General features: G+C 74.1%; 13 protein-coding genes. 8 read left to right on the plus strand and 5 right to left on the minus strand.

Annotation, left to right across the window (positions count from 1 at the left end; all coding sequences use genetic code 11):
* The first annotated feature begins 1 nt into the window (after nt 1).
* Nucleotides 2-262, plus strand: a complete 261-nt coding sequence (locus LCD35_RS03650; RefSeq protein ID WP_224956084.1) for a hypothetical protein — start codon at nt 2-4, stop codon at nt 260-262.
* A 135-nt stretch (nt 263-397) separates the two neighbouring features.
* On the opposite strand, the gene LCD35_RS03655 is transcribed toward LCD35_RS03650, so the two are convergent.
* Complete coding sequence (locus tag LCD35_RS03655; RefSeq protein WP_224958450.1) at nt 398-979, minus strand: DUF4232 domain-containing protein; 582 nt, start codon at nt 977-979, stop codon at nt 398-400.
* A gap of 340 nt (nt 980-1,319) precedes the next feature.
* Here LCD35_RS03655 and LCD35_RS03660 point away from each other — a divergent pair, with 340 nt between their 5' ends.
* Entirely contained in the window at nt 1,320-3,227 is a 1,908-nt protein-coding gene (locus tag LCD35_RS03660) for an N-acetylmuramoyl-L-alanine amidase (RefSeq protein ID WP_225043703.1), read from the plus strand.
* 51 nt (nt 3,228-3,278) lie between these two features.
* On the opposite strand, the gene LCD35_RS03665 is transcribed toward LCD35_RS03660, so the two are convergent.
* The 3 genes from LCD35_RS03665 to LCD35_RS03675 all read right to left on the minus strand — a co-directional run bounded on the left by LCD35_RS03665 (nt 3,279) and on the right by LCD35_RS03675 (nt 5,528).
* Complete coding sequence (locus LCD35_RS03665; protein WP_224958446.1) at nt 3,279-3,650, minus strand: hypothetical protein; 372 nt, start codon at nt 3,648-3,650, stop codon at nt 3,279-3,281.
* A gap of 66 nt (nt 3,651-3,716) precedes the next feature.
* The gene (locus LCD35_RS30380) at nt 3,717-3,974 is read right to left on the minus strand and encodes a DUF3040 domain-containing protein (protein WP_224958444.1); all 258 of its coding nucleotides are present in this window, start codon (nt 3,972-3,974) and stop codon (nt 3,717-3,719) included.
* Nucleotides 3,975-4,322: 348 nt separating this feature from the next.
* Entirely contained in the window at nt 4,323-5,528 is a 1,206-nt protein-coding gene (locus LCD35_RS03675) for a cytochrome P450 (RefSeq protein ID WP_224958442.1), read from the minus strand.
* Between the two features lie 92 nt (nt 5,529-5,620).
* Between LCD35_RS03675 and pabB the strand changes: the two genes are divergently transcribed.
* The 3 genes from pabB (at nt 5,621) to LCD35_RS03690 (ending at nt 9,210) form a co-directional block, all read left to right on the plus strand.
* Nucleotides 5,621-7,615 carry an aminodeoxychorismate synthase component I gene (gene pabB / locus LCD35_RS03680; RefSeq protein ID WP_225043704.1) on the plus strand — a complete coding sequence of 665 codons (1,995 nt, stop codon included), beginning with the start codon at nt 5,621-5,623 and terminating at the stop codon, nt 7,613-7,615.
* A 193-nt stretch (nt 7,616-7,808) separates the two neighbouring features.
* Nucleotides 7,809-8,396, plus strand: coding sequence for an isopentenyl-diphosphate Delta-isomerase (gene idi / locus LCD35_RS03685; RefSeq protein ID WP_224958440.1), 588 nt, complete (start codon nt 7,809-7,811; stop codon nt 8,394-8,396).
* Between the two features lie 64 nt (nt 8,397-8,460).
* Nucleotides 8,461-9,210, plus strand: a complete 750-nt coding sequence (locus tag LCD35_RS03690; protein WP_224958439.1) for a thioesterase II family protein — start codon at nt 8,461-8,463, stop codon at nt 9,208-9,210.
* Between the two features lie 22 nt (nt 9,211-9,232).
* On the opposite strand, the gene LCD35_RS03695 is transcribed toward LCD35_RS03690, so the two are convergent.
* Nucleotides 9,233-12,067: a LuxR family transcriptional regulator gene (locus tag LCD35_RS03695; protein WP_225043705.1), complete on the minus strand. Its 2,835-nt coding sequence runs from the start codon at nt 12,065-12,067 to the stop codon at nt 9,233-9,235.
* Nucleotides 12,068-12,296: 229 nt separating this feature from the next.
* On the opposite strand from LCD35_RS03695, the gene LCD35_RS03700 reads away from it, so the two are divergent.
* From LCD35_RS03700 to mycP, 3 genes are all read left to right on the plus strand, one after another.
* Complete coding sequence (locus LCD35_RS03700) at nt 12,297-15,077, plus strand: AAA family ATPase (protein WP_224958437.1); 2,781 nt, start codon at nt 12,297-12,299, stop codon at nt 15,075-15,077.
* 296 nt (nt 15,078-15,373) lie between these two features.
* On the plus strand, nt 15,374-18,154 hold the full coding sequence (locus LCD35_RS03705; RefSeq protein WP_225043706.1) for a hypothetical protein: 2,781 nt from the start codon (nt 15,374-15,376) through the stop codon (nt 18,152-18,154).
* Nucleotides 18,151-19,446, plus strand: a complete 1,296-nt coding sequence (mycP, locus tag LCD35_RS03710; protein WP_224958435.1) for a type VII secretion-associated serine protease mycosin — start codon at nt 18,151-18,153, stop codon at nt 19,444-19,446. Before LCD35_RS03705 ends, mycP begins: the two co-directional genes overlap by 4 nt.
* The last annotated feature ends 502 nt before the right edge of the window (nt 19,447-19,948 follow it).

Below are 19,948 nucleotides of genomic sequence, written 5' to 3' on the forward strand. Positions count from 1 at the left end.
CATGGCTCACTCCACGATCATGCGTTCCCGCGTCGGCAAGCTCGTCGGCGGCGCGGCGGGCGCGCTCCTCGCGCTCACCGTCACCGCGGGTTGCAACGACCCGGCCCCGCCATCGCAGCAGCAGCAGGAACAGCAGGACGGCGACCAGCAGGACGGCGACCGCCCGGACCAGCAGGACGACCAGCGCGACGGCGACCAGCAGGATCACCGGCACGACGACCACGAGGACGACCAGGGCGACGGCGAGCAGGACGACGACTGACGTCGTCACCCGGATCGGGGGCCCCCCCCCCGCCCCCCCCCCCGGGCGCGGGGGGGGGGGGCCCCCCACCGCTCCGCGCGGTGGCGGACCGGAGCGGGGAATTCGCGGCGCGGCTCCGGCGGAACCGGAGCGGGATCAGAAGGTGACGCCCTGCGCCGACGGCTGCAGCGTGCCGACCTGCATCGACTTGATCAGGAACTCCAGGTGCTCGGCCTCGCCGCTGTCGACGTGCACGTTCACGTCGCCGGAGGTGTCCGAGAAGCTCGCCCGGAAACCGGTGGCGGTGCGCACGTCGTTCTTGTCGCCGAGTTCGAAGTGGACGCCCGCGAACGCGGTGCGGTTCGGCTCCAGCGAGATCTCGGTGCGACCGCCCGGGACGTCGACGTTCTCGCTCGGCACGCCGTCGATCGGGGAGCCCGTCATGTCCTCCGGCGTCAGCTCGGCCCAGCCCGCCACCGGGCAGGTCCGGTCCGACTGGTTCGTGACGGCCAGCAGGTTCACGCCGGGGCGTCCCGGCTGCGGGATCAGGTCGACCGAGTAGTCCGCCGCGGAACAGGGGGAGGTCGAGATGTCCTCGGTCGTCCCACCCTGCTCGACGGCCGCGTTCGACGCCCCGGACGGCGCGGCACCGGTGGCCTGGCCGCAACCGACGAGCAGCAGCGCACCGCTGAACAGCGCGGCGGCGGCACCGATCTTGCGGGTCTTGGTCAGCGACATGGTGGTTCTCCCCCTTCGGCTTCCGCACGGTCGTCCCGTGCCCTTCACGCCGTAGGACGTGCCGTCCGCGACCGGGGTTGCCGCCGCCGCACCGGGAAATCGTTCGTGCGGGTATTCCCGCTCGGCTTTCCGGAGCAGTGGCCGCGATCGCCGTGATCGTTATGATTCACCCACTCGTGCGCGGATGCGACATCGCGCCGAGCGGTGCCGGACGCCGATGTCTGCCGCGCCGCCGGTGCCGCGCAGGCCCCGACGTGCGAGCCGCCGGATCGCTGCCGCGCGATCCCAGAAGACACGGGCAGAGGTCCACATGAGATCGTCCTTCGTCAGAGGGGGTGCGGTGCGCGCCGGTCGGTTGCCCCGCGCGCTCGCGGTGTTGACGGGGGTGACGGGGCTGCTGGTGAGCGCGGCGGCCCCCGCCTTCGCCGAAACACCGGAACGCCCCGACACCGTCCAGCAGCGGGCCTACGAGTCCGCCGCCGCCGAGTTCGGCGTGCCGCAACAACTGCTGATGGCGGTGTCCTTCCAGCTCACCAGGTGGGAGGACCACCACGGTGAGCAGAGCAAGGCCGGCGGCTACGGCCCGATGCACCTCGTCGAGGTCAGCGCCGAGCAGCTCCGTGAGCAGCACCCCAAGCTCGTCCGGTACGCCGACGAGCCGTCGCTGCACACCCTCACCGAGGCCGCCGAGCTCACGGGCACCGACCCGGAGCAGCTGAAGACGGACGTCGTGCAGAACATCCGGGCCGGTGCCGCGCTGCTCGTGCACCGCGCCGAGGAGATCGACGGCGGCGCGCCTGACGAGATCGACGACTGGTACCCGGCCGTGGCCGAGTTCAGCGGTGATGCGCAGGCCGACGGCGCGCAGTCCTTCGCCGACGACGTCTACGACGTGCTCGGCCAGGGCCGCGCGCGCACCACGTCCAGCGGCCAGCGCCTCGCGTTCGCGAAGGTCGCCGCCGAGCCCGAACCGGACCGCGACCTGTCCGCGGCCCGGCTGAAGGCCGCGCCCGCGGAGGAAGCGGACCAGCCGAAGGCGGAATGCCCCGGAGGACTGGACTGCCGCTACCTGCCCGCGGCCTACCAGCCCACCGACCCGGAGGACCCCACCGCCGGGTACGGCAACTACGACACCGCGAACCGCCCCGAGGACGTGAAGATCGACTCGATCGTCATCCACGACACCGAGGTGTCGTACCAGTCGACGATCAGCGCGTTCCAGAACCCGGCGCACGGCGCCGCCTCGCACTACGTGGTCCGCTCCTCCGACGGCCAGATCACGCAGATGGTTCCCACCAAGGACATGCCGTGGCACGCGGGCAGCTGGGACCGCAACATCCGCTCCATCGGCATCGAGCACGAGGGCTGGGCCGCGGAAGGCGGTACCTGGTACACCGAGCCGATGTACCGCGCCTCGGCGAAGCTCGTCCGGTACCTCGCGGACAAGTACGACATCCCGCTCGACCGCGCGCACGTCCTCGGCCACGACGAGGTCACCGCGGAGAAGGCCGCCAAGGCCGGGCTGGAGCACTACGACCCGGGCCCGTTCTGGGACTGGGCGCACTACATGAACCTGATGGACGCGCCGCTGGACAACGACACGGGCGGCGACGACGTCGTCACGATCTTCCCGCGGTTCGACACCAACCGCCCCGAGGTCGTCAGCTGCTCGCAGGGCGAGGAGTGCGAGACGCTCCCCGCGCAGCCCGCGAACTTCCTGTACCTGCGCACCGAACCGCGCGCTGACGCGCCGCTGCTGAGCAACCCGGCGCTGCACGCCGACGGTGAACCCGGCACCACCCGCATCGAGGACTGGAGCGCCAAGGCCGCCGTCGGCAGGCAGTACGCCGTCGCCGAACGGCGCGACGACTGGCTCGCCATCTGGTTCGACGGCAAGAAGGCGTGGCTGAAGGACCCGGACGGCACCAACACCGCCCCCGCCGACGACGCGCACCGGGGCATCCCCGCCCGCGACGGCATCCCCACCTACGGGCGGGCGCTGCCCGCGCCGGGCGACTACCCGGAGGGCGTCGAGGCCCAGGAGCTCGAACCGCTGCCGTACAAGATCCCGGCCGGTCAGAAGTACGTGACGGGGGACGAGACCAAGGCGGTCGACTACCACGCCACCTACGACGAGCTCGACGATCCGGAGAACCACACCGTGATCAAGGGTTCGGAGACCTACGTCCCGGTCTCGTACAACCACCGCTGGGTCTACGTCAAGAAGTCGGACCTGGACGCGGCCTGACGAGCGGCGGGGCGCCGCGATCCGGTCGGGGCGCCCCGCGCTTCCTCGCGATCAGCCCTGGTGGGCGAGGTTGCGCGCGTAGTTGACGCGGTTGCCGAAGTCGACCACGGCGAACGCGGAGTGCACCGGGATCTGCGTCTGGTGCGCGATCCCGGAGCCGTGCACCGCCACCTGCACCCAGCCCTCGGTGCGTTCCTCCTTCGCGAGCAGGAACAGCAGACCGAGCAGGCAGAAGAACGCGAAGATGATCGCGCAGACGATCGCCCAGGTCGGGATGCCCCGCGTGGTGCGGCTGAGGTCGGTGAACGACCAGGTGGTGCCCGCGATCGGGGCGCGCCCGGACGGGGTGATCACTTCGTGCTGGGTGCAGGCGATGTCGCCGATGGCGACCAGGATCGGCGGTTGCGCGGGGTAGGGGTGCACGGGAGTTGATCGTACGTCGCCGCCCGGCGCGATTCAGGCGAACGCACCTCGCCGCCACCCCTCCGCTCAGTCGGACCAGAGGTGCCAGGTCCGCGTGGTGATGAGGACCGCGGACAGGGCGGTGCAGAGGGCGAAACCGGCCGCGTCGTCGATCAGCAGGCTGATCACGGCGAGCAGGCCCGCCACGACGCCCAGCACCAGCCGCGCCTTGCCGGGCGTGGCCGGGTGCAGGTCGGTGCGGGAGAAGGTGGCGGCGAACTCGGGGTCGTCGGCGGTGAGCCGGTCCTCGATCTCGGCGAGCCGGCGTTGCTCGTGTCGGTGCACTGGCTCCTCCTCCCGGCTCGGTGCGGGCGTGTGCCCGAGCGTGCCCGGGCGCGGGCGCGCGGGTGAGAGGACAACGGCCCGCGTTCCCGGGACCAAAGGCCCGGGCGGGCGCCGGCGAGAACCCGGCCGAGCACCGAGACCTGGCTCAGCGCCGAGCCGCGGCTGAGCGTGCCGACCGGTCCCCGTGCCGAGAGGGACCGGCCCGCTCCTACCCGCGCCGCGCGGCGGATTCCCCGGCGCGATCGAGGTTGGCTGGAACGGCCGTCCGATGAGTTCTCGCGACCGCATCACCTGATCGGCCGTTCCGGGAGCGGATCACGGCCGGGAGCCCGCGCTCCCGGCCGGGGATCAGCCGAGCACCACCGGCAGCGCCCGGAACCCGTTCATGATCAGGCCGCGGTTGCGGCGCAGTTCGCTCCCGCCGACGGCGAGGCGGGCCTCCGGGAAGCGGCGGGTGATCTCCTGGAGCGCCACCTCGCCCTCCAGCCGCGCGAGCGGGGCACCGAGGCAGTGGTGCAGCCCGTGTCCGAACGCGAGGTGCCCGGACCGGGGCCGCTCCAGGTCCAGCTCGTCGGCCCGCTCGAACTGCTCGCCGTCCCGGTTCGCCGAGGACAGGTTGATCATGACGAGTTCGCCCGCCGGGATGGTCACGTCGCCGATGGTCACGTCCTCGGTGGTGAACCGGTGCGTGCTCATCCGCAGCGGCCCGTCGTAGCGCAGCACCTCCTCCACCGCGCCGGGCAGCAGTTCGGGCCGTTCGCGCAGCTCGGCCCACTTCGCCGGTTCGGCCAGCAGCCAGCGCAGGCCGTTGCCGACCAGGTTCACGGTCGTCTCGTGCCCGGCCACGATCAGCAGGAACGCGGTGGCGAGCAGTTCCTCCTCGGTGAGCCGGTCCTCCTCGGCGGAGGCGGTGACCAGCGCCGAGAGCAGGTCCGCGCCGGGTTCGGCGCGCTTCGCCGCGAACAGCTCGTGGAAGAACCCCGCCATTTCGCGGGACGCACCGAGGCTCTGCCCCCGTTCGGCCGGAGTCAGCAGTGCGGCGGTCCAGTCGCGGAACCGGGAGCGATCACCGTCCGGGATGCCCATCAGCTCGCAGATCACCGTGATCGGCAGCGGGAACGCGAAGTGCTCGATCAGATCGACCGGTTCGTCCCGCGGCAGCGCGTCGAGCAGCCCGGTGACCAGCTCCAGCACCCGCGGCCGCAGCGCCGCGATGCGGCGGACGGTGAAGTCGCGGGCCAGCAGCTTGCGCAGCCGGGTGTGGTCGGGCGGGTCCGAGTTGAGCATGTGCTTGGAGAACAGCCCGGACAGCTGATCGCCGAGCTCCGGGTTCCGCTTGCTGCGGATGACGTCGTTGAGGCGGTCCGAATCCTTGGCCAGCCGTGGATCGTTGAGCGCGGCGCGGGCGTCGGCGAATCGGCCGATCACCCAGATCGGGAGCCCGTCCCCGGGGATGGCCCGGTGCACGGGGGCCTGTTCGCGCAGCGCGCGCTCCACCTCGTCGGCCCGGTCCCAGTAGTCCTCGTCGAACAGCGCGGTTCTCGTGTCGGTCACCCGGCCGAGTCTGCCCGTCGCGCAGCGCTACCGGCCACCAGATGATGTCGACGGTCCTCCGGCGGTGGACGCGTCCGGGGGAGTATGTCCCGGTGCGGACGCTGCTCATCGACAACCACGACTCGTACACCTACAACCTCTTCCACCTGCTCGCCGAGGTCAACGGACGGGAACCGGAGGTGGTGGCGCACGACGCCGCCGAGGTGGGCGACCTGCGGCTGGAGGAGTTCGACGCGATCGTGCTCTCGCCGGGCGCGGGCGATCCGCGGCGGCCGCGGGACTTCGGGCTGTGCCGCGACGTGCTGTGCAAGGCGGAGCTGCCGATCCTGGGCGTGTGCCTCGGGCACCAGGGCATCGCGGTGTCCGAGGGCGCCGAGGTGGTGCGCGCCCCGCAGGCCCGGCACGGGTTCCGCAGCCGCATCGAGCACCGCGGCGATCCGCTGTTCGCCGGGATGCCCGCCGAGTTCGCGGCCGTGCGCTACCACTCGCTGTGCGTGGCCGAGCCGCTGCCGCCGCAGCTGGAACCGCTGGCCTGGGCCGAGGACGGCGTGCTCATGGCGCTGCGGCACCGCTCGCTGCCGCGCTGGGGCGTGCAGTTCCACCCCGAGTCCGTGCCCGCCGAGCTCGGCGCCCGGCTGCTGGCGAACTTCCGCGACCTGGTGCGGCCCGCGAGCCGTCCGCCCGCGCCCGCCCGCGCCGCCGCCCGCCGCGCCGAACCCGAGGTCGAGTACCGGGCGCACGTCCGCGAACTCCCGGCGGTCGACGCCGAGGCCGCGTTCGCCGCGCTGTTCGCGGCATCCCCGGACGCGTTCTGGCTGGACAGCGCACAGGTCACGGCCGGCGCGTCCCGCTTCTCGTTCCTCGGCGACGGCTCCGGCCCGCTGGCCGAGACCGTCCGGCACCGCACCGGCGCGGGGCCGTCGATCTTCGACCGGCTCGGCGCGGAGCTGGCGCGGCGCCGGGTGCGGGCACCGGAGCTGCCGTTCGACTTCGTCGGCGGCTACGTGGGGTACTTCGGGTACGAGCTGAAAGCCGAGTGCGGCGGCGACGCCCGGCACCGCGCGGGCACGCCGGACGCCTGCTGGCTGTTCGCGGACCGGTTCCTCGCCGTGGACCACGAGCTCGGCCGCACCCACCTCGTGGCGCTGAGCGCCGACGCGGGCACCGAGCGGGCGGCGCGGCGCTGGCTCGCGGACGCGACGGCCGCGCTGCAGCGGCTGCCCGCGCTGCCCGATCCGCTCGCCGGGCACCGCGGGGTCGCCGACGTGCAGCCGCTGCTGGAACGCTCCCGGGACGACTACCTGGGGGCGGTGGCGGACTGCCGGGAGCTGCTGCTGGCCGGGGAGAGCTACGAGATCTGCCTGACCACCGGCGCCGCGCTGCCCGCCGCCGACGGGGCGTTCGAGACGTACCGGCGGCTGCGGGCGCTGAACCCCGCGCCGTACGGTGCCTTCCTGCGCTGCGGCGACGTGGAGGTCGCCAGCTCGTCACCGGAGCGGTTCCTGAAGATCTCCGGCGGCACCGCCGAGGCCAAGCCGATCAAGGGGACCGCCCCGCGCGGCGACACCCCGCAGCGGGACGCGGAGCTGCGCGACGGGCTCGCCGCCGACCCGAAGTCCCGCGCCGAGAACCTCATGATCGTCGACCTGCTGCGCAACGACCTCGGCCGGGTGTGCGCGCCGGGCTCGGTGCACGTGCCGGTGCTGATGGACGTGGAGAGCTACCGCACCGTGCACCAGCTGGTCTCCACGGTGCGCGGCGAGCTGCGGGAGGGGAGCGGCGCCGTGGACTGCGTGCGGGCCTGCTTCCCCGCCGGCTCGATGACCGGGGCGCCCAAGCGGCGCACCATGGAGATCATCGACGAGCTGGAGGACCGGGCGCGCGGGGTGTACTCGGGAGCGCTCGGCTACCTGAGCCTGACCGGGGACGCGGACCTGTCGGTGGTCATCCGGACCGCGGTGCGCAGCGGCGGCGGCTGGCGGATCGGCGCGGGCGGGGCGGTGGTGCTCGACTCGGACCCCGAAGCCGAGTACGCCGAGATGCTGCTGAAGGCGACCGCCGCGGCCCGCTGCCTGCCCGAGCCGTGACCGCCCGCGGGTGCGGCGGCGCCGTCCGCCGGGGCAGGCTGTGCGGGCACCGAGCGGCGCCGAATCACTCGGAGGGCGGTCCGCGGACCGCGGGAGGTGGAGGCGCGGCGCGGAACCGTGGATGATCGATTCCTGTTCCCGGCGACCGGCCCGTCCGGCGACCGGTGTTCCGGCGATGGGGAGGACGAAGCACATGGAGCGAGTGGTTCTGCTCGACGAGGGCGGTCGGGCCGCGGGCACCGCGGACAAGGCGACGGTGCACCACGAGGACACCCCGCTGCACCTGGCCTTCTCCTGCTACCTGTTCAACGAGCGCGGCGAGCTGATGCTCACCCAGCGCGCCCTGAGCAAGCGCACCTGGCCCGGCGTGTGGACCAACACGTGCTGCGGGCACCCGGCGCCCGGCGAGACCCCGCACGACGCGGTGCTGCGCAGGCTCGGCGAGGAGCTCGGGCTGCGCATCGAGCACATCGAGCTGGTCCTGCCCCGCTTCCGCTACCGCGCGGTGATGGGCAACGGCGTGGTGGAGAACGAGATGTGCCCGGTGTTCCGGGCGGTCGCCGAACCCGTGCCCGCGCCGAACCCCGCCGAGGTGGAGGACACCCGCTGGGTGCCGTGGACCGGGTTGGTCGAGCAGGTGCGCGACGGCGGCGCCGACATCTCGCCCTGGGCGGCGCTGCAGATCACCGAGCTCGCCGAGCTCGGCCCGGACCCGCTGGCCTGGCCCACCGGCGACGCGGCGGAGCTGCCGACCGCGGCCCGCGAGCCCACGACCGCGTGATCGCCGGGCGGCGCGGGCCGGTTGGTAGCGTCGCCCCGCACCCCTCGACCGCGCGGAGGATTCGATGACCGGGAGTACGGCGGACACCGCCAAGTGGATCCGGCGGTTCCAGCCCGCCCCGGAGGCGACCGCGCGGCTGGTGTGCTTCCCGCACGCGGGCGGTGCCGCCTCCTACTACTTCTCGGTGGCGAAGCGGCTGGCCCCGGCGATCGAGGTCCTCGCCGTGCAGTACCCGGGCAGGCAGGACCGCCGCACCGAACCCTGCGCGGGCAGCGTGCAGGAGCTGGCCGAGCAGGTGCTCGACCAGCTGCGGCCGTGGAGCGACCAGCCGCTCGCGCTGTTCGGGCACAGCATGGGCGCCAGCGTGGCCTTCGAGGTCGCGCGGCGGCTGGAGGAGTCGGGCACGCCGCCGCGCGCGCTGTTCGCCTCCGGCCGCACCGCGCCGGCGCGCACCCGGAACGAGGGCGTGCACGCGCTGCCGGACGACGAGTTCCTGGCCGCCCTGCGGGAGCTGGACGGCACCGAGTCGGCGGCGTTGGAGAGCGAGGAGCTGATGAAGCTCGCGCTGCCCGCGCTGCGCGCCGACTACCGGATCGCCGAGACCTACGCGTACCGGCCGGGGCCGCCGCTGCACTGCCCGCTGCACGTGCTGCTCGGCGTCGACGACCCGAAGGTCTCCGCGGACGAGGCGCGCGACTGGGCCGCGCACACCACCGGCGCCTTCCGCTTCCACCCGTTCCCCGGCGGGCACTTCTACCTCAACGCCGAGTCCGACGGGGTCCTGCGGCTCATCCGCGAACACCTGGCCCGCTGAACCGGTAGTGGGCGCGGGCCGCTCAGCTGACGGCGGTCTTCTCCGCGAGCCTGCCCTCCAGCGAGGCCGTCGCCAGCTCCACCCGCGACCGGCAACCGGTGCGGGCGAACAGCCGGGTCAGCCTGCTCTCCACCGTCTTCTCGCTGACCTGGATCGCCATCGCGATCTGCCGGTTGGTGTAGCCGTCGCTGACCAGCCGCACGATCCGGCTCTCGGTGCTGGAGATGAGCTGCTGCTTGCTGCGGGTGCGCGGCGGGGCGATGCCGCGGCGGCGCATCAGGTCCTGCGCGGCGTAGCGCAGCTCGGTCCAGCCGAGCCTGCGGGCGATGGCGTGCGCCTCGTGCAGCGGGGCCTTCGGGTCTTCGGCGAGTTCGGCGAGCAGCATGTGCAGCACCGCCAGCTGCGGGACGTCCGCGCGGCGCCGCGCGATCTCCAGGGCGCGCGCGGCGGGTTCGGCGGAGCCGCGCAGCTGGGCGCGGGCCATCAGCACCGCCGCGGAACTGGTCTCCGAGCGCAGCCGCTCGTCCAGCGCGACCAGCTCGTCGAACAGCTCCGCCGCCGCCTGCTCGTGCCCCTCCCGGTGGTGCAGCGCGACCAGCCGGTGCAACAGGTGCTCCAGCCCGGCGGGGGAACCGCCGCCGTCCCTGAGCTGCTCGTACTCGGCGCGCGCCACCCGCAGCGCCTCGTCCGGGTCACCCGCCCGGTAGGCGACGCCGAGCCGGGCCCAGGACAGCACGTGCCCGCCCGCGAGGTGCCGCGGCGTGTCCTGCAGCCACTCCTCGGCGCGCCGGTGCTCGCCGCGGGAGGCGCAGATCTCGGCGGCGACGGCGCGCGCGAGGAACCGGGCCGGGGTGCGCCGCTGCGGGGAGAGCTCGGCCTCCATGCGCCGTGCCGCGGACAGCGCCGCGTCCCACTCGCCGGTGCGGAACGAGCGCAGGATCTCCTGGTAGTACAGGACGCTGCCGCGCGAGGGCAGCCGGTAGCCGTCGCCGAGCACGATCTCCAGCGCGGTGGCGTGGTCAGTCATCGCCCCGGCTTCGCGCAGCCGGTCGGGGGCGTGGTCGACGGGGTGCTGCGCGCGGTCCCGCCACAGCGACCAGGCGCGCTGGAAGGTGTCCGCGTCGCCGCTGGCCGCGTGCAGCAGCATCAGCACCTCGGGCAGTTCCGGCAGGTCCTGCGGTTCGGCCTCGCGGTCGGCGTCTCCGGAGAACAGCGCGTTGAACCGGTCCGCGGCCTCGTCGAAGCGGCCGCAGCGGACGGCGGCGGCGAACTCCTGCAGCTCGGCGTCGAAGACCGCGCCGCCGGTGAGCGCCTTGAACAGCCGAGCCGGTTCCTGCACCTGCGCGGACTGCTCGTCCTGCAGCAGCGTGGTGAGCCAGCACAGCCCGACCGCCACCAGCAGCGTGCGGCGCAGTGGCTTGGCCTGGTCGTCCTGGTTGGACCCGGCGATCAGCGCGGGGACCAGCAGCCCGAGGTCCTTGGTGAGCTCGTCGTACTGGCCGAGGCTGGCGCGCAGCCGCAGCAGTTCCTCCAGCAGCGGCGGCCACCGGTCGTCGTCGTCGGAGAGCTGGCGCAGCGCGGCCTTGTACCAGGCGGCGGCGACCTCGGGGTCGGCGCTGGACATCCGGTCGGCTTCCTCGATGAGCACCCGGATCGCGGCGGCCTCCCCGTCCAGGCTCTCGCCGATGTGCACGAGGTGGGTGGCCAGGCGGGTGCGGTCGACCTGGCCGTTGCGCTCCAGCTTGGCGAGCATCTGCCGGGCCAGCGCGGTGTGCAGCGCGCGGGCGCGTTCCGCTCCGGAGCGGCGGCGCAGCGCGGCGGTCAGCGCGGGCACCGCGAACCGCAGCCTGCCGCGCTCGCCGATCTCCAGGATCCCGTCCTCCACCAGGGAGTCCAGTCCGCGGCCCGCGCCGTCCAGGCTGATCGCGGCGGCGGCGGTGAGCATCGGCAGCTCGTCCACCGACACCTCGTCCTGCAACGCGAGCAGCACGGCGAGCCGTTCGGTGTCGTGCCCCACGGCGCGGACCAGGTGGTGGGATTCGGGCAGCGAGATCGGTTCGTCCAGCGGGGACAGGCAGAAGTGCTGGTCGATGAGCACCAGCCGGCCCCAGGCCAGCAGGTCGTCCAATGTGGACAGGATGGTGGCGGGGTTCCCGCTCAGCGGCCCGAGGGCGGCGCGCAGCGCCTCCGGCACGGTGGGGTCGAGCCGGGTCCGGCCGTGGGCGGCGCACCAGCGCTTGAGCAGCGCGTCGAACTCCTGCTCGTCCAGCGGACGCAGGTCGATGATCTTGTCGGCGAACGGCGTGAGCCGGGTTTCCCCCGCCGTGGCGCGAGGTCCGGAGCCGGTGGAGACGACGACGGTGCACCCGACGGCCCGCAGCCGCTGCGCCAGCAACGAGATGAGCGAGCCGGTGGCGCCGTCACCCCGGTCCGCGTCGTCGACGACGATGACGGTGCGGCCCTGCTCGGCGGCGACGCCGAAGACGCGCGCGAGCTCGTGCACCAGCGGCAGCGCGGAGGCGTGCGGGGTCTTCTCCAGGTCGGCGCGGATGCGGGTGGCGGTGGCGAGCGCGTCGAGCAGGACGGCGTGCCAGCTGGACTCCAGCTGCTGGCGCGCGGCGTCCAGCAGCGAGTCGATCATCTGGGGTGTGCCGGTGGCGGGATCGACGGTGATGTAGCACACGGTGGTCTCGTCGTCACCGCGCCAGCTCTCCGCGAGCGACTCCAGCAGGGTGGTCTTGCCCTCGCCGGGACCGCCGCGCACCAGCACCAACGTCCCGCCGGCCGCACGACAGGCCTCGTCGGCCTCGGTCCACTGGTCTCGTCTGCCGGACAACGTCGAGCGTTCCCGCGCCATGGGGTCCTCTCCGCTTCACCTGGTGTGGTGGTGCTACATCGTCGAGGTGTTTTGATACTTTTGCACTAGCAGAGGATCAAGCGCTCGTCATTGAACACGCCTAGTGACCAATGGTCGTTAACTCTTCGCTATCGCGCTAGTAAAGGTGTCGCCCATTATGGTGAATGTATAGCACACCGTTACCAGTGGCTCAGGGCAGCGATCGAGCCGTGCGGAGGGAGTCACCGTGGTGGTACCCACCTCAGCCGCATCAACGTCGATCGGCGAGCCGGACGCGGAGCCGTTGTTCCGCGAAGGACTGCTGGATGAAGCCGCCTCGGTCGGCGGCCCCGGCAGGCCTCCGCTCGCGCTGCTCGTCGGAGAGTCCGGTGCGGGCGGCAGCGCGGTGCTGGCCGCCGCGGGCAGGCGGCTGGAGGCCGCCGGCTGCCGGGTGCTGCGGCTGACCGCGTCCAAGCAGGACAAGCGGACCCCGTACGGCGCGCTCTACCGCCTGCTGTCCGAAATGGACCGCAGTGCGCCGCCGGAGCAGGAGCGCGCCGCGCTGCTGGGGCTGGTCGCCAAGCTCAGCCGCGGGACCAGCCCGGACTCGCTGCGCGTCGCCGTCGAGCAGGTCGCGCTGTCCATCCGCAACGTGGTGCGGCACCTGCTGCCGGTCGCGGTGCTGGTGGACGAAGCGCAGTGGCTCGACCACGGCACGGCGTCGGTGCTGGAGCCGCTGGCCAGGCGGATGGCGGGCGCCCGGTTCTCGGTGCTGCTGGCCGCGCGCGCCGACCCGGACGCCGCGCCGCTGGAGCCGTTGTGGAATCGATTGTCCGCGCAAGGACTTCTGCGGGCGCTGCCGATTCGCCCGTTCTCGAAAACGGAGAGCGGACAATTCATCGCCCGTTCCATCGGTGCGAAACCCAATGTTCACCTGATCGATGAGTTGTACGACATCGCACGCGGCCGGCCCGCGATGTTGCTCGCCGCGATCGACGCCTACCGCCGGGCAGGCGCGCTCGTCGTCGTCGACCAGAACGCCTACTTGCTGCGCAAGCTCGGGCCCGAGCTGCCGGTCGACGGCAGCGCCCTGCTGGCGCCGGTCCGCGAGGCGGGGGAGGCCGCGTGGTCGGTCGCCAAGGCCATGAGCCTGCTCGCCCCGCTCGGCCCGCACGCGGTGGACGTGCTGGCCGCGGCGCTCGGCCTCGCCGAGCGGGAGGTGCGCGAATCGCTGGACGCGCTGGTGCAGCACCGGCTGCTCGCCCCGGACGGCGCGGGCTGGCGGTTCCGCGTCCCGCTGCTCGGCACCGCGCTGGCGCGCGCCCTCGGGCCTTACGAGCACCGCAAGCTCGCCGCCGCCGCCGTCACCGCGATCTGGGCCGGTGCCGCGGAGGTCGCCGACCCGGCCTACCTGCCGGACCGGATGGCGGACGCCGGGACCCTCGTGGACGCCCGCCGCGCCGGTGAGGAGCTGATGGCCCACGCGGGGAACCGCCTGATGGACCCGAACGTCGACGCCTCGCGTTGGCTGCGCGCCGTCGTCGAGCGGGTGGACGACCCGGTGCTGCGGATCGAGGCGCTGCGCAGGCACGTCATCGCCTGCCTGGTGCGCAACGACCTGCCCGAGGTGCTGCGCAGCTCCCGGGTGCTGGTGCGCCACCACGCGGGCGAGCTGTCCCCGCAGATCCTGCCGGGCACCGTGCTCGCCTACCTGATGGTGCTGGCCGCGACCGAGGAGCGCGGCGAGCTGCGCCGCATCGCGCAGGGCGAGCAGGTGGTCCCGGGCGGTGCCGCGCAGCGCATCGTGGCGCGCGCGTTCGCCACCGGCTGGCTCGGGGACTGGCTGGCCGGGCAGCGGCTGCTCGACGAGCACGCCACCGAACTGCTCGCGGCCGAACCGGTGCTGGTCCAGCAGGTCGACATCTACCGCGCCGGTGCCGCCGTGATGCGGGGCGACGTCGCCGAGCTGCGCCGCTTCGGCGCCTCGCTGGCCGAGGTCCCGCGCGGCGCGGAACCGCACTCGCAGTGGGTGGAGGCGATCCGGCACCACGTGGACCTGCTGCTGGCGCTCGGCGAGGCGCGCGAAGCGCGGCAGGTGATGGACCGCAGCGGGCTCGCCGAGGACCGGCTGGTGCTGCCCGACCGGTTCCTGCTGCACCACGCCCGCGGCGAGTGGAACAGCGCGATGGACATCGCCCGCCGCTGCATGTCATCGCCGGTGCACGCCGTGCGCCCGTTCGCGTGGGCGACGATGCACGCGCTCGCCGCCCAGGTGCACATCGACTCCGGGATGCTCAGCCGGGCGCGGCGGCTGGTGGAGATCGGCAAGGACGGGCCGTTCGACCACCTCTTCCACTTCACCGAATCGCTGGTGAGCCACGTGCTGGGGGAGCTGCACCAGTCGCACGAGCACCTGCGGACCGCGGTGCGCCGGGCGGACGAGGCCGGGTTCACCTTCGGCACCGACGTGGTGCTGGCCGAGCTCGCGCACCGGGCGCACACCTCCGGCAGCTTCGACGAGGCGGCCGGTGCGCTGCGGCGGCTGGAGGAGGTCGCCGCGCGCCTCGGCACCGGCCGTGCCGAGCTGGCGCTGCTGCTGACCCGCGCCCGCCTGGAATCCGACGAGGCCGCCGCGGGCGCCGCGGTCGAACTGGCGCGGGAGCGCGGCGAGCCGTACGAGATGGCGGTGACCTTCAGCAAGCTCGCCGCGGGCGGGCACCGCCCGGCCGAGCTGCTGCCGGAGGCGTACCGGCTCGCGGGCGGGCTGGACGCGCTGCTGCTGCGCGCGCGGCTGCGGCACGTGATGCGCCAGAACGGCGTGCCGGTGCCGGACCGCAGCGCGACGACCTCGGAGAACGAACGGCTGCTCGCGGTGCTGGTCGCCGAGGGGCTCAGCAACCGGCAGCTGGCGACGGTGTTCGCCACGACGGAGAAGAGCGTCGAGGGCAGGCTCACCCGGATGTTCGCCCGCATCGGCTACCGGTCGCGGGTGGAGCTCGCCGCCGCGATGCTCACCGGGGACTTCGGGTGATCCACCGGTCGTGCCCGTTTCGTTCCGTTCCGGTCCGCCGCGGCGCCCGCCCCGGCGCCCGGACGAGACCGTTCCGCCCGGTTCCGGGCAGTCGGGGCCGGTTGCCGTGAGCCGTCCCATCAGCGGAAACGCATGCATGGCCGCGGTTTCCCGACCGGTGGGAACGCAGGTGAGGGAATCCCCCTGGAACCCACAGCTTCGGATACCCCTGACAAGGTGGCCCGGTGGTCCCCGCGATACTCGATCGCTGAGGTGTCGCATCGAGTCGCGTACCGATGTGCTCGACGGGAGTGGAGATGCAGCAAGGTTCGGCAAGACGGTCGCTCGGCCCGCTGGTCGCCGAATGGTGCGGGGCGCACGTCCTCGTCCGCTGCGAGGGCGAAGACCCGGCTGAGCGCGCCTTCTTGGCCCACCTGCCGTCCGCGGCGAACGAGCTGTTCCTGTCCGCTTCGCGCGGTGCCTGCGCCGATCCGGAACTGCTCGCGGCGCTGCCGGGGCTGCTGCGACCGCTGCTGCGCGCCGCCGCTGCCGTGCCGCACGTGCTGTGGCTCGGCGTCAGCGGGCTGGCCGGCCGCGCGGACGAGCTGACGAAGCTGGCCGTCGACCTGGAACTCGACGTGGTCGCCCCGGACGGCGCCGTGTCCGGCGAATCCGGCACCACGGTGCACGCGGGCCGCGTCAGCGGCGGCACCGGCTGGTACCTGTTCCGGCCGGGCAGCAGGCCGTGGTTGTTCAGCACCCGGTACCCGATCCCGGCGTGGGAGCGCTGGGTGCCGATCCAGCCCGTCGCGAACCCGCGGCTGCTGGTGGACCCGGTTCCGGCCGGGTTGCTGGTCCGCGACCCGCGCAGCTCCTGGGCGGAGGTGCGGCGGGCCGCGGCGCGGGTGCCGGTCAGCGGCAAGGTGCCGAAGGTGCTGCTCGCCGGTCGGCCGCTGCCCGCGCCGGCCGAGGTCGCGCAGCTGCTGCAGGCGCTGCCCGAGTTCGTCCGCGCCTCCGTCGTCCTGATCCCGGTGGCCGCCGCGGCCGCCCGGCACGAGTGGCTGGTGGAGCTCTCCGCGCGGTCGTCCCGCCCGGTCGTGTTCAGCACCGGCGCGGAGTTCGCCGACGGGCCGCGCCGCCAACCGGTGGCCGCCGTGCTGGACGAGGCGGGCGAGGAGGTCTTCCGCCCGTTCGCGAGCGCGTTGCGCCAGCCGGCCGGTGCCGGTGACCAGCAGGTCGTGGACATCGCCGAGCCGCCCGCGGGCTGGCAGCGCTGCGGCCAGCGCACCTACCGCCCGGTGCAGGGCCCGACGGTGTTCGCCGAGGTCGTGCCGTCCGGGCTCGCGCTGCGCGACGAGCAGGGCGCGCCGCTGGTGGTCTCGCTGGCCGCCGCGGGCGCGTTCGACCCGGCGCGCTGGGTGCTGCACCTGGTTCCGGCGGAGGGGGCGCTGTCGGAGGACGTGCTCGCCGGGCTGGGCCACCTGCTGGCCGGGCTGGACGAGCAGCGCCGCCGCACCGCGATCATCCGGGTGTGGGGGCCGCTGGACCAGGGCCCGAGCGCCGAGCTGCACGCGCTCGCGGAACCGTTCGGGGTGCCGGTGAGCAGCAACGGGCGGCCCGTGGACGCCGATCGGGAGGTCGCCGAGGCGCCGGCCGAGCAGCCCGCCGAACAGCCCGCCGACGGTGCGGAGGCCGACGGCTCGGACGCGGACCAGGCCGACTGGACGCCCGCCGCGGCGCCGGTCGCCGCCCCGATCGCAACGGTCTCCGCGGCCCCGGTGCCGACCATGTCCGGCATGCCGCACCGGTCCACTGTGGACGAACCGTTGCAGGACGTGCCGATCTCCGAGCCCGCCGCGGTGGATCCGCCCGCCGAGCGCGCGGCCGACGAGGCGACGGAGCCCCCGGCGCCCGCCGAACCGGGGGCGGCCCCCGAACCCCCGGCGGACGCCGCGCCGCAGGAGCCCGCCGCCGCGCCGGAACCGCAGCCCGAGTCCGAAGTGGACTCCGCACGGCCGGTGGTGGAGTCCGGCCGCCCGGCGGTCGAGTCGGGCCCGCCGGTGCCGGAGCCGGCCGAGCCCGAACCGCAGGCCGAACCCGAGCCGCTCGTCACCGACCCCGAACCCGAGGACGTCGCGGAGCTCGCCGAGGACGAGGTGGCGGACGACGACTCCGCCGAGGAGTCCGAGCCCGGTGCGACGGCCGCGCCGCTCAGCCCGCGCGACCTGCGGGACCGGGCGAGCAACGGCGGCGAGCAGAGCCGCTTCACCACGGCGGCCGGCCCGTCCTTCTCCGACGCGCTGGCGACGGTGAACGCGGCGATGGCCTCCTGGCCCGCGCTGCGCCAGGACGACTCGCCCGGTGCGAAGGCCGACTTCGTCGCGGTGTGCCTGTACCTGGGCCGCGGCGAGGGCGGGGCGGAACAGGTCAACGCGGCCATCCGCGGTGGCGTGCAGCCGGAGCTGGACGGGCACCTGCCGTGCCTGGTCTCCGGGATCCGCCGGTTGCCGACCCACCGCCGCCCGGTGCTGCGCCAAGGAGTGCTGAAGGGCACGGCGGAGGAGAACTCCACGCCCGGCACGCTGTTCGTGGAGCCCGGTTTCCTCAGCGCCAGCATGAACCTGGACGTGACGGTGCCGGGCGCGCTGGTGGACGTGCTGATCTGGCCGCACCGCGCCCGCCGCACCTCCGAGCTCGCGCTGAACCGGCCGATGGACGAGGTGGTGTTCCTGGCGGGCACCCGGTTCAAGACGCTCGCGGTGCGCGACCTCAACGAGCAGGAGGACGCGGACGAGGCCGAGGAACGGGACGAGGACGCCCCGGCGGCGCCGAAGATGGCGGTGCTGTTCCGCGAACTGGCCCCCGACGAGCGCGCCACCAGCACCGAGCTGGACGAGCGCGACCTCGCTGCCCTGAGCAAGCTGGACCGGGCGCTGGCCCGCCGTCAGCGCGGCTCGCTGCGGATGCTGGAGGACGCGGACGCGATGTCCCGGCTGACCGGCTCGATGGTCGAGACGGACCTGGCGACCGCCGGCGCCCCGCAGGAGGAACGGCGGGACACGCTCATCACCACAGGAGGACAGGTGGGACACCCGTGACGCGGACCCCGGTGCGGTCGGCCGCGGCCCTGCTGCTGGCCACCGGCATCGTCGCCGCGACGGCCGCGCCCGCCGCCGCGCAGTCGTCGATCCCGTCGATGCCCACCGGCGAGCAGCCGTGCATCCAGCCGCCCACCACGACCTACCCGGAAGAGCCGTGGGCGCAGCAGATCCTCGCGCCGGACCAGGTCTGGGACCTCACCCGCGGGGCCGGGGTGACGGTCGCGGTGGTGGACACCGGGGTGGACGCCGATTCGCCGCAGCTGGCCGCGCCGGGCTCGGTGCTGCCGGGGCGGAACGTGATCTCCGGCCAGTCCGGTCCCGCCGACGACGACTGCTTCGGGCACGGCACGTTCGTGGCGGGCATCATCGCCGCCGATCCGACGCCGGGCACCGGGTTCGCCGGGATCGCGCCGGACGCGACGATCCTGCCGGTGCGGGTCGCGACCGGACTGGAGGAGGAGACCGGCGACACCTTCGAACCGGAGGCGCTGGCGCAGGGCATCCGCAGCTCGGTCGACCTCGGCGCCGACGTGATCAACGTGTCGGCGAGCACGAACTTCCCGAACCAGGCGCTGGCGGACGCGGTCCGCTACGCGGCCGACCGGGACGTCGTGGTGGTGGCCTCGGCCGCGAACGGGGCGCAGGAGGGCGATCCGGTCACCTACCCGGCCTCGTACCCGGGGGTGATCGCGGTGGGCGCGGTCGACGTCTCCGGGACGCACGCGAACTTCTCCCAGACCGGCGAGTTCCTGTCCGTCGTCGCCCCCGGCGTCGACGTGATCAGCATCGGTCCGCACGGCCCGGGGCACTGGCAGGGCAGCGGCACCAGCTACGCGGCGCCGTTCGTGGCCGGGACGGCGGCGCTGATCCGCGCCTACCACCCGCACCTGAGCGCGCCGCAGATCAAGCAGCGCTTGGAGATCACCGCGAGCCACCCGCCGACCCGGATGCCGGACCCGGCGCTGGGCTGGGGGACGGTGAACGTGACCGCGGCGGTGGCCTCGGTCGTGAGCGGTGAGGGCGCGGACGGGGCGATCGTGGTGCCGCCGTCCCCGGCCGCCGCCTACCGGGTTCCGCCGGACGAGATCGGCCCGATGCTGGCGGTGCTGTTCACCGTGCTGGCCGGGGTGGGGGTGGCGCTGGCGGTGCTCACGGTGCGGCTGTCCACCTCGGGGCACCGGCGCGGCTGGCAGGCGCCGCGCACGATGCGCGTGATCACCAAGGACGAGCCGGGGAAGTCGGCGGAAGAACCCCCTGCGGAACCCGCCGAACCCGCCGAAGCCAGATGAGCCCCGCCCCGCCGCGGAGAACGGCCCCCCCCCGCGGGGGGGGCGCGGGGGGCCCGGCCGGCCCCCCCCCCCCCCCCCCCGCGGCGGCCCCGAGCGGCCCACCCCGGGGGCGGGGCCCGATCGAGGTCGACTCGATCGAGCGGGCCGTCCGCACCTCCCTGCCAGCGGCGAAGCCGCTGAGCGGAACCGCAGGTGGGCGGGGCACGTCGTCGTCCTGCCGACGGCGCAGCCGCTGAGCGGCGCCGCGCACGCGGCCGCGGGTTCTCGGCGCCCCCTCGCGAGCGCGGCGTTCTCCCTGCGGCGGAGCCACCGGTGAGGACGATCCCGCGGCCAGGAGGGCGCTGACCGCCTGTCCCCGAACCTGACCGCCTGTCCGGCCGGGTGCGGCCGCATCGGCGAAGCGGGCAGCGGGGGAACCGCTGAGGTTCCGCCACCCGAGCCCTCCGCGACACGAGTTGGAAGGCGGGCGGTGAGGTTCCGCGGCCCCCCCCCCGGGCCCGGG

The organism is Saccharopolyspora sp. 6V (genome assembly GCF_020176785.1).
GTDB lineage: Bacteria > Actinomycetota > Actinomycetes > Mycobacteriales > Pseudonocardiaceae > Saccharopolyspora_C > Saccharopolyspora_C gregorii.

What these genes read in the sequence shown, in the direction of transcription:
- LCD35_RS03650 (WP_224956084.1), top strand. Translation starts at nt 2, where the DNA reads ATGGCTCACTCCACGATCATGCGTTCCCGCGTCGGCAAGCTCGTCGGC.
- LCD35_RS03655 (WP_224958450.1), bottom strand. Translation starts at nt 979, where the DNA reads ATGTCGCTGACCAAGACCCGCAAGATCGGTGCCGCCGCCGCGCTGTTC.
- idi (WP_224958440.1), top strand. Translation starts at nt 7,809, where the DNA reads ATGGAGCGAGTGGTTCTGCTCGACGAGGGCGGTCGGGCCGCGGGCACC.
- LCD35_RS03690 (WP_224958439.1), top strand. Translation starts at nt 8,461, where the DNA reads ATGACCGGGAGTACGGCGGACACCGCCAAGTGGATCCGGCGGTTCCAG.
- LCD35_RS03695 (WP_225043705.1), bottom strand. Translation starts at nt 12,067, where the DNA reads ATGGCGCGGGAACGCTCGACGTTGTCCGGCAGACGAGACCAGTGGACC.
- LCD35_RS03705 (WP_225043706.1), top strand. Translation starts at nt 15,374, where the DNA reads ATGCAGCAAGGTTCGGCAAGACGGTCGCTCGGCCCGCTGGTCGCCGAA.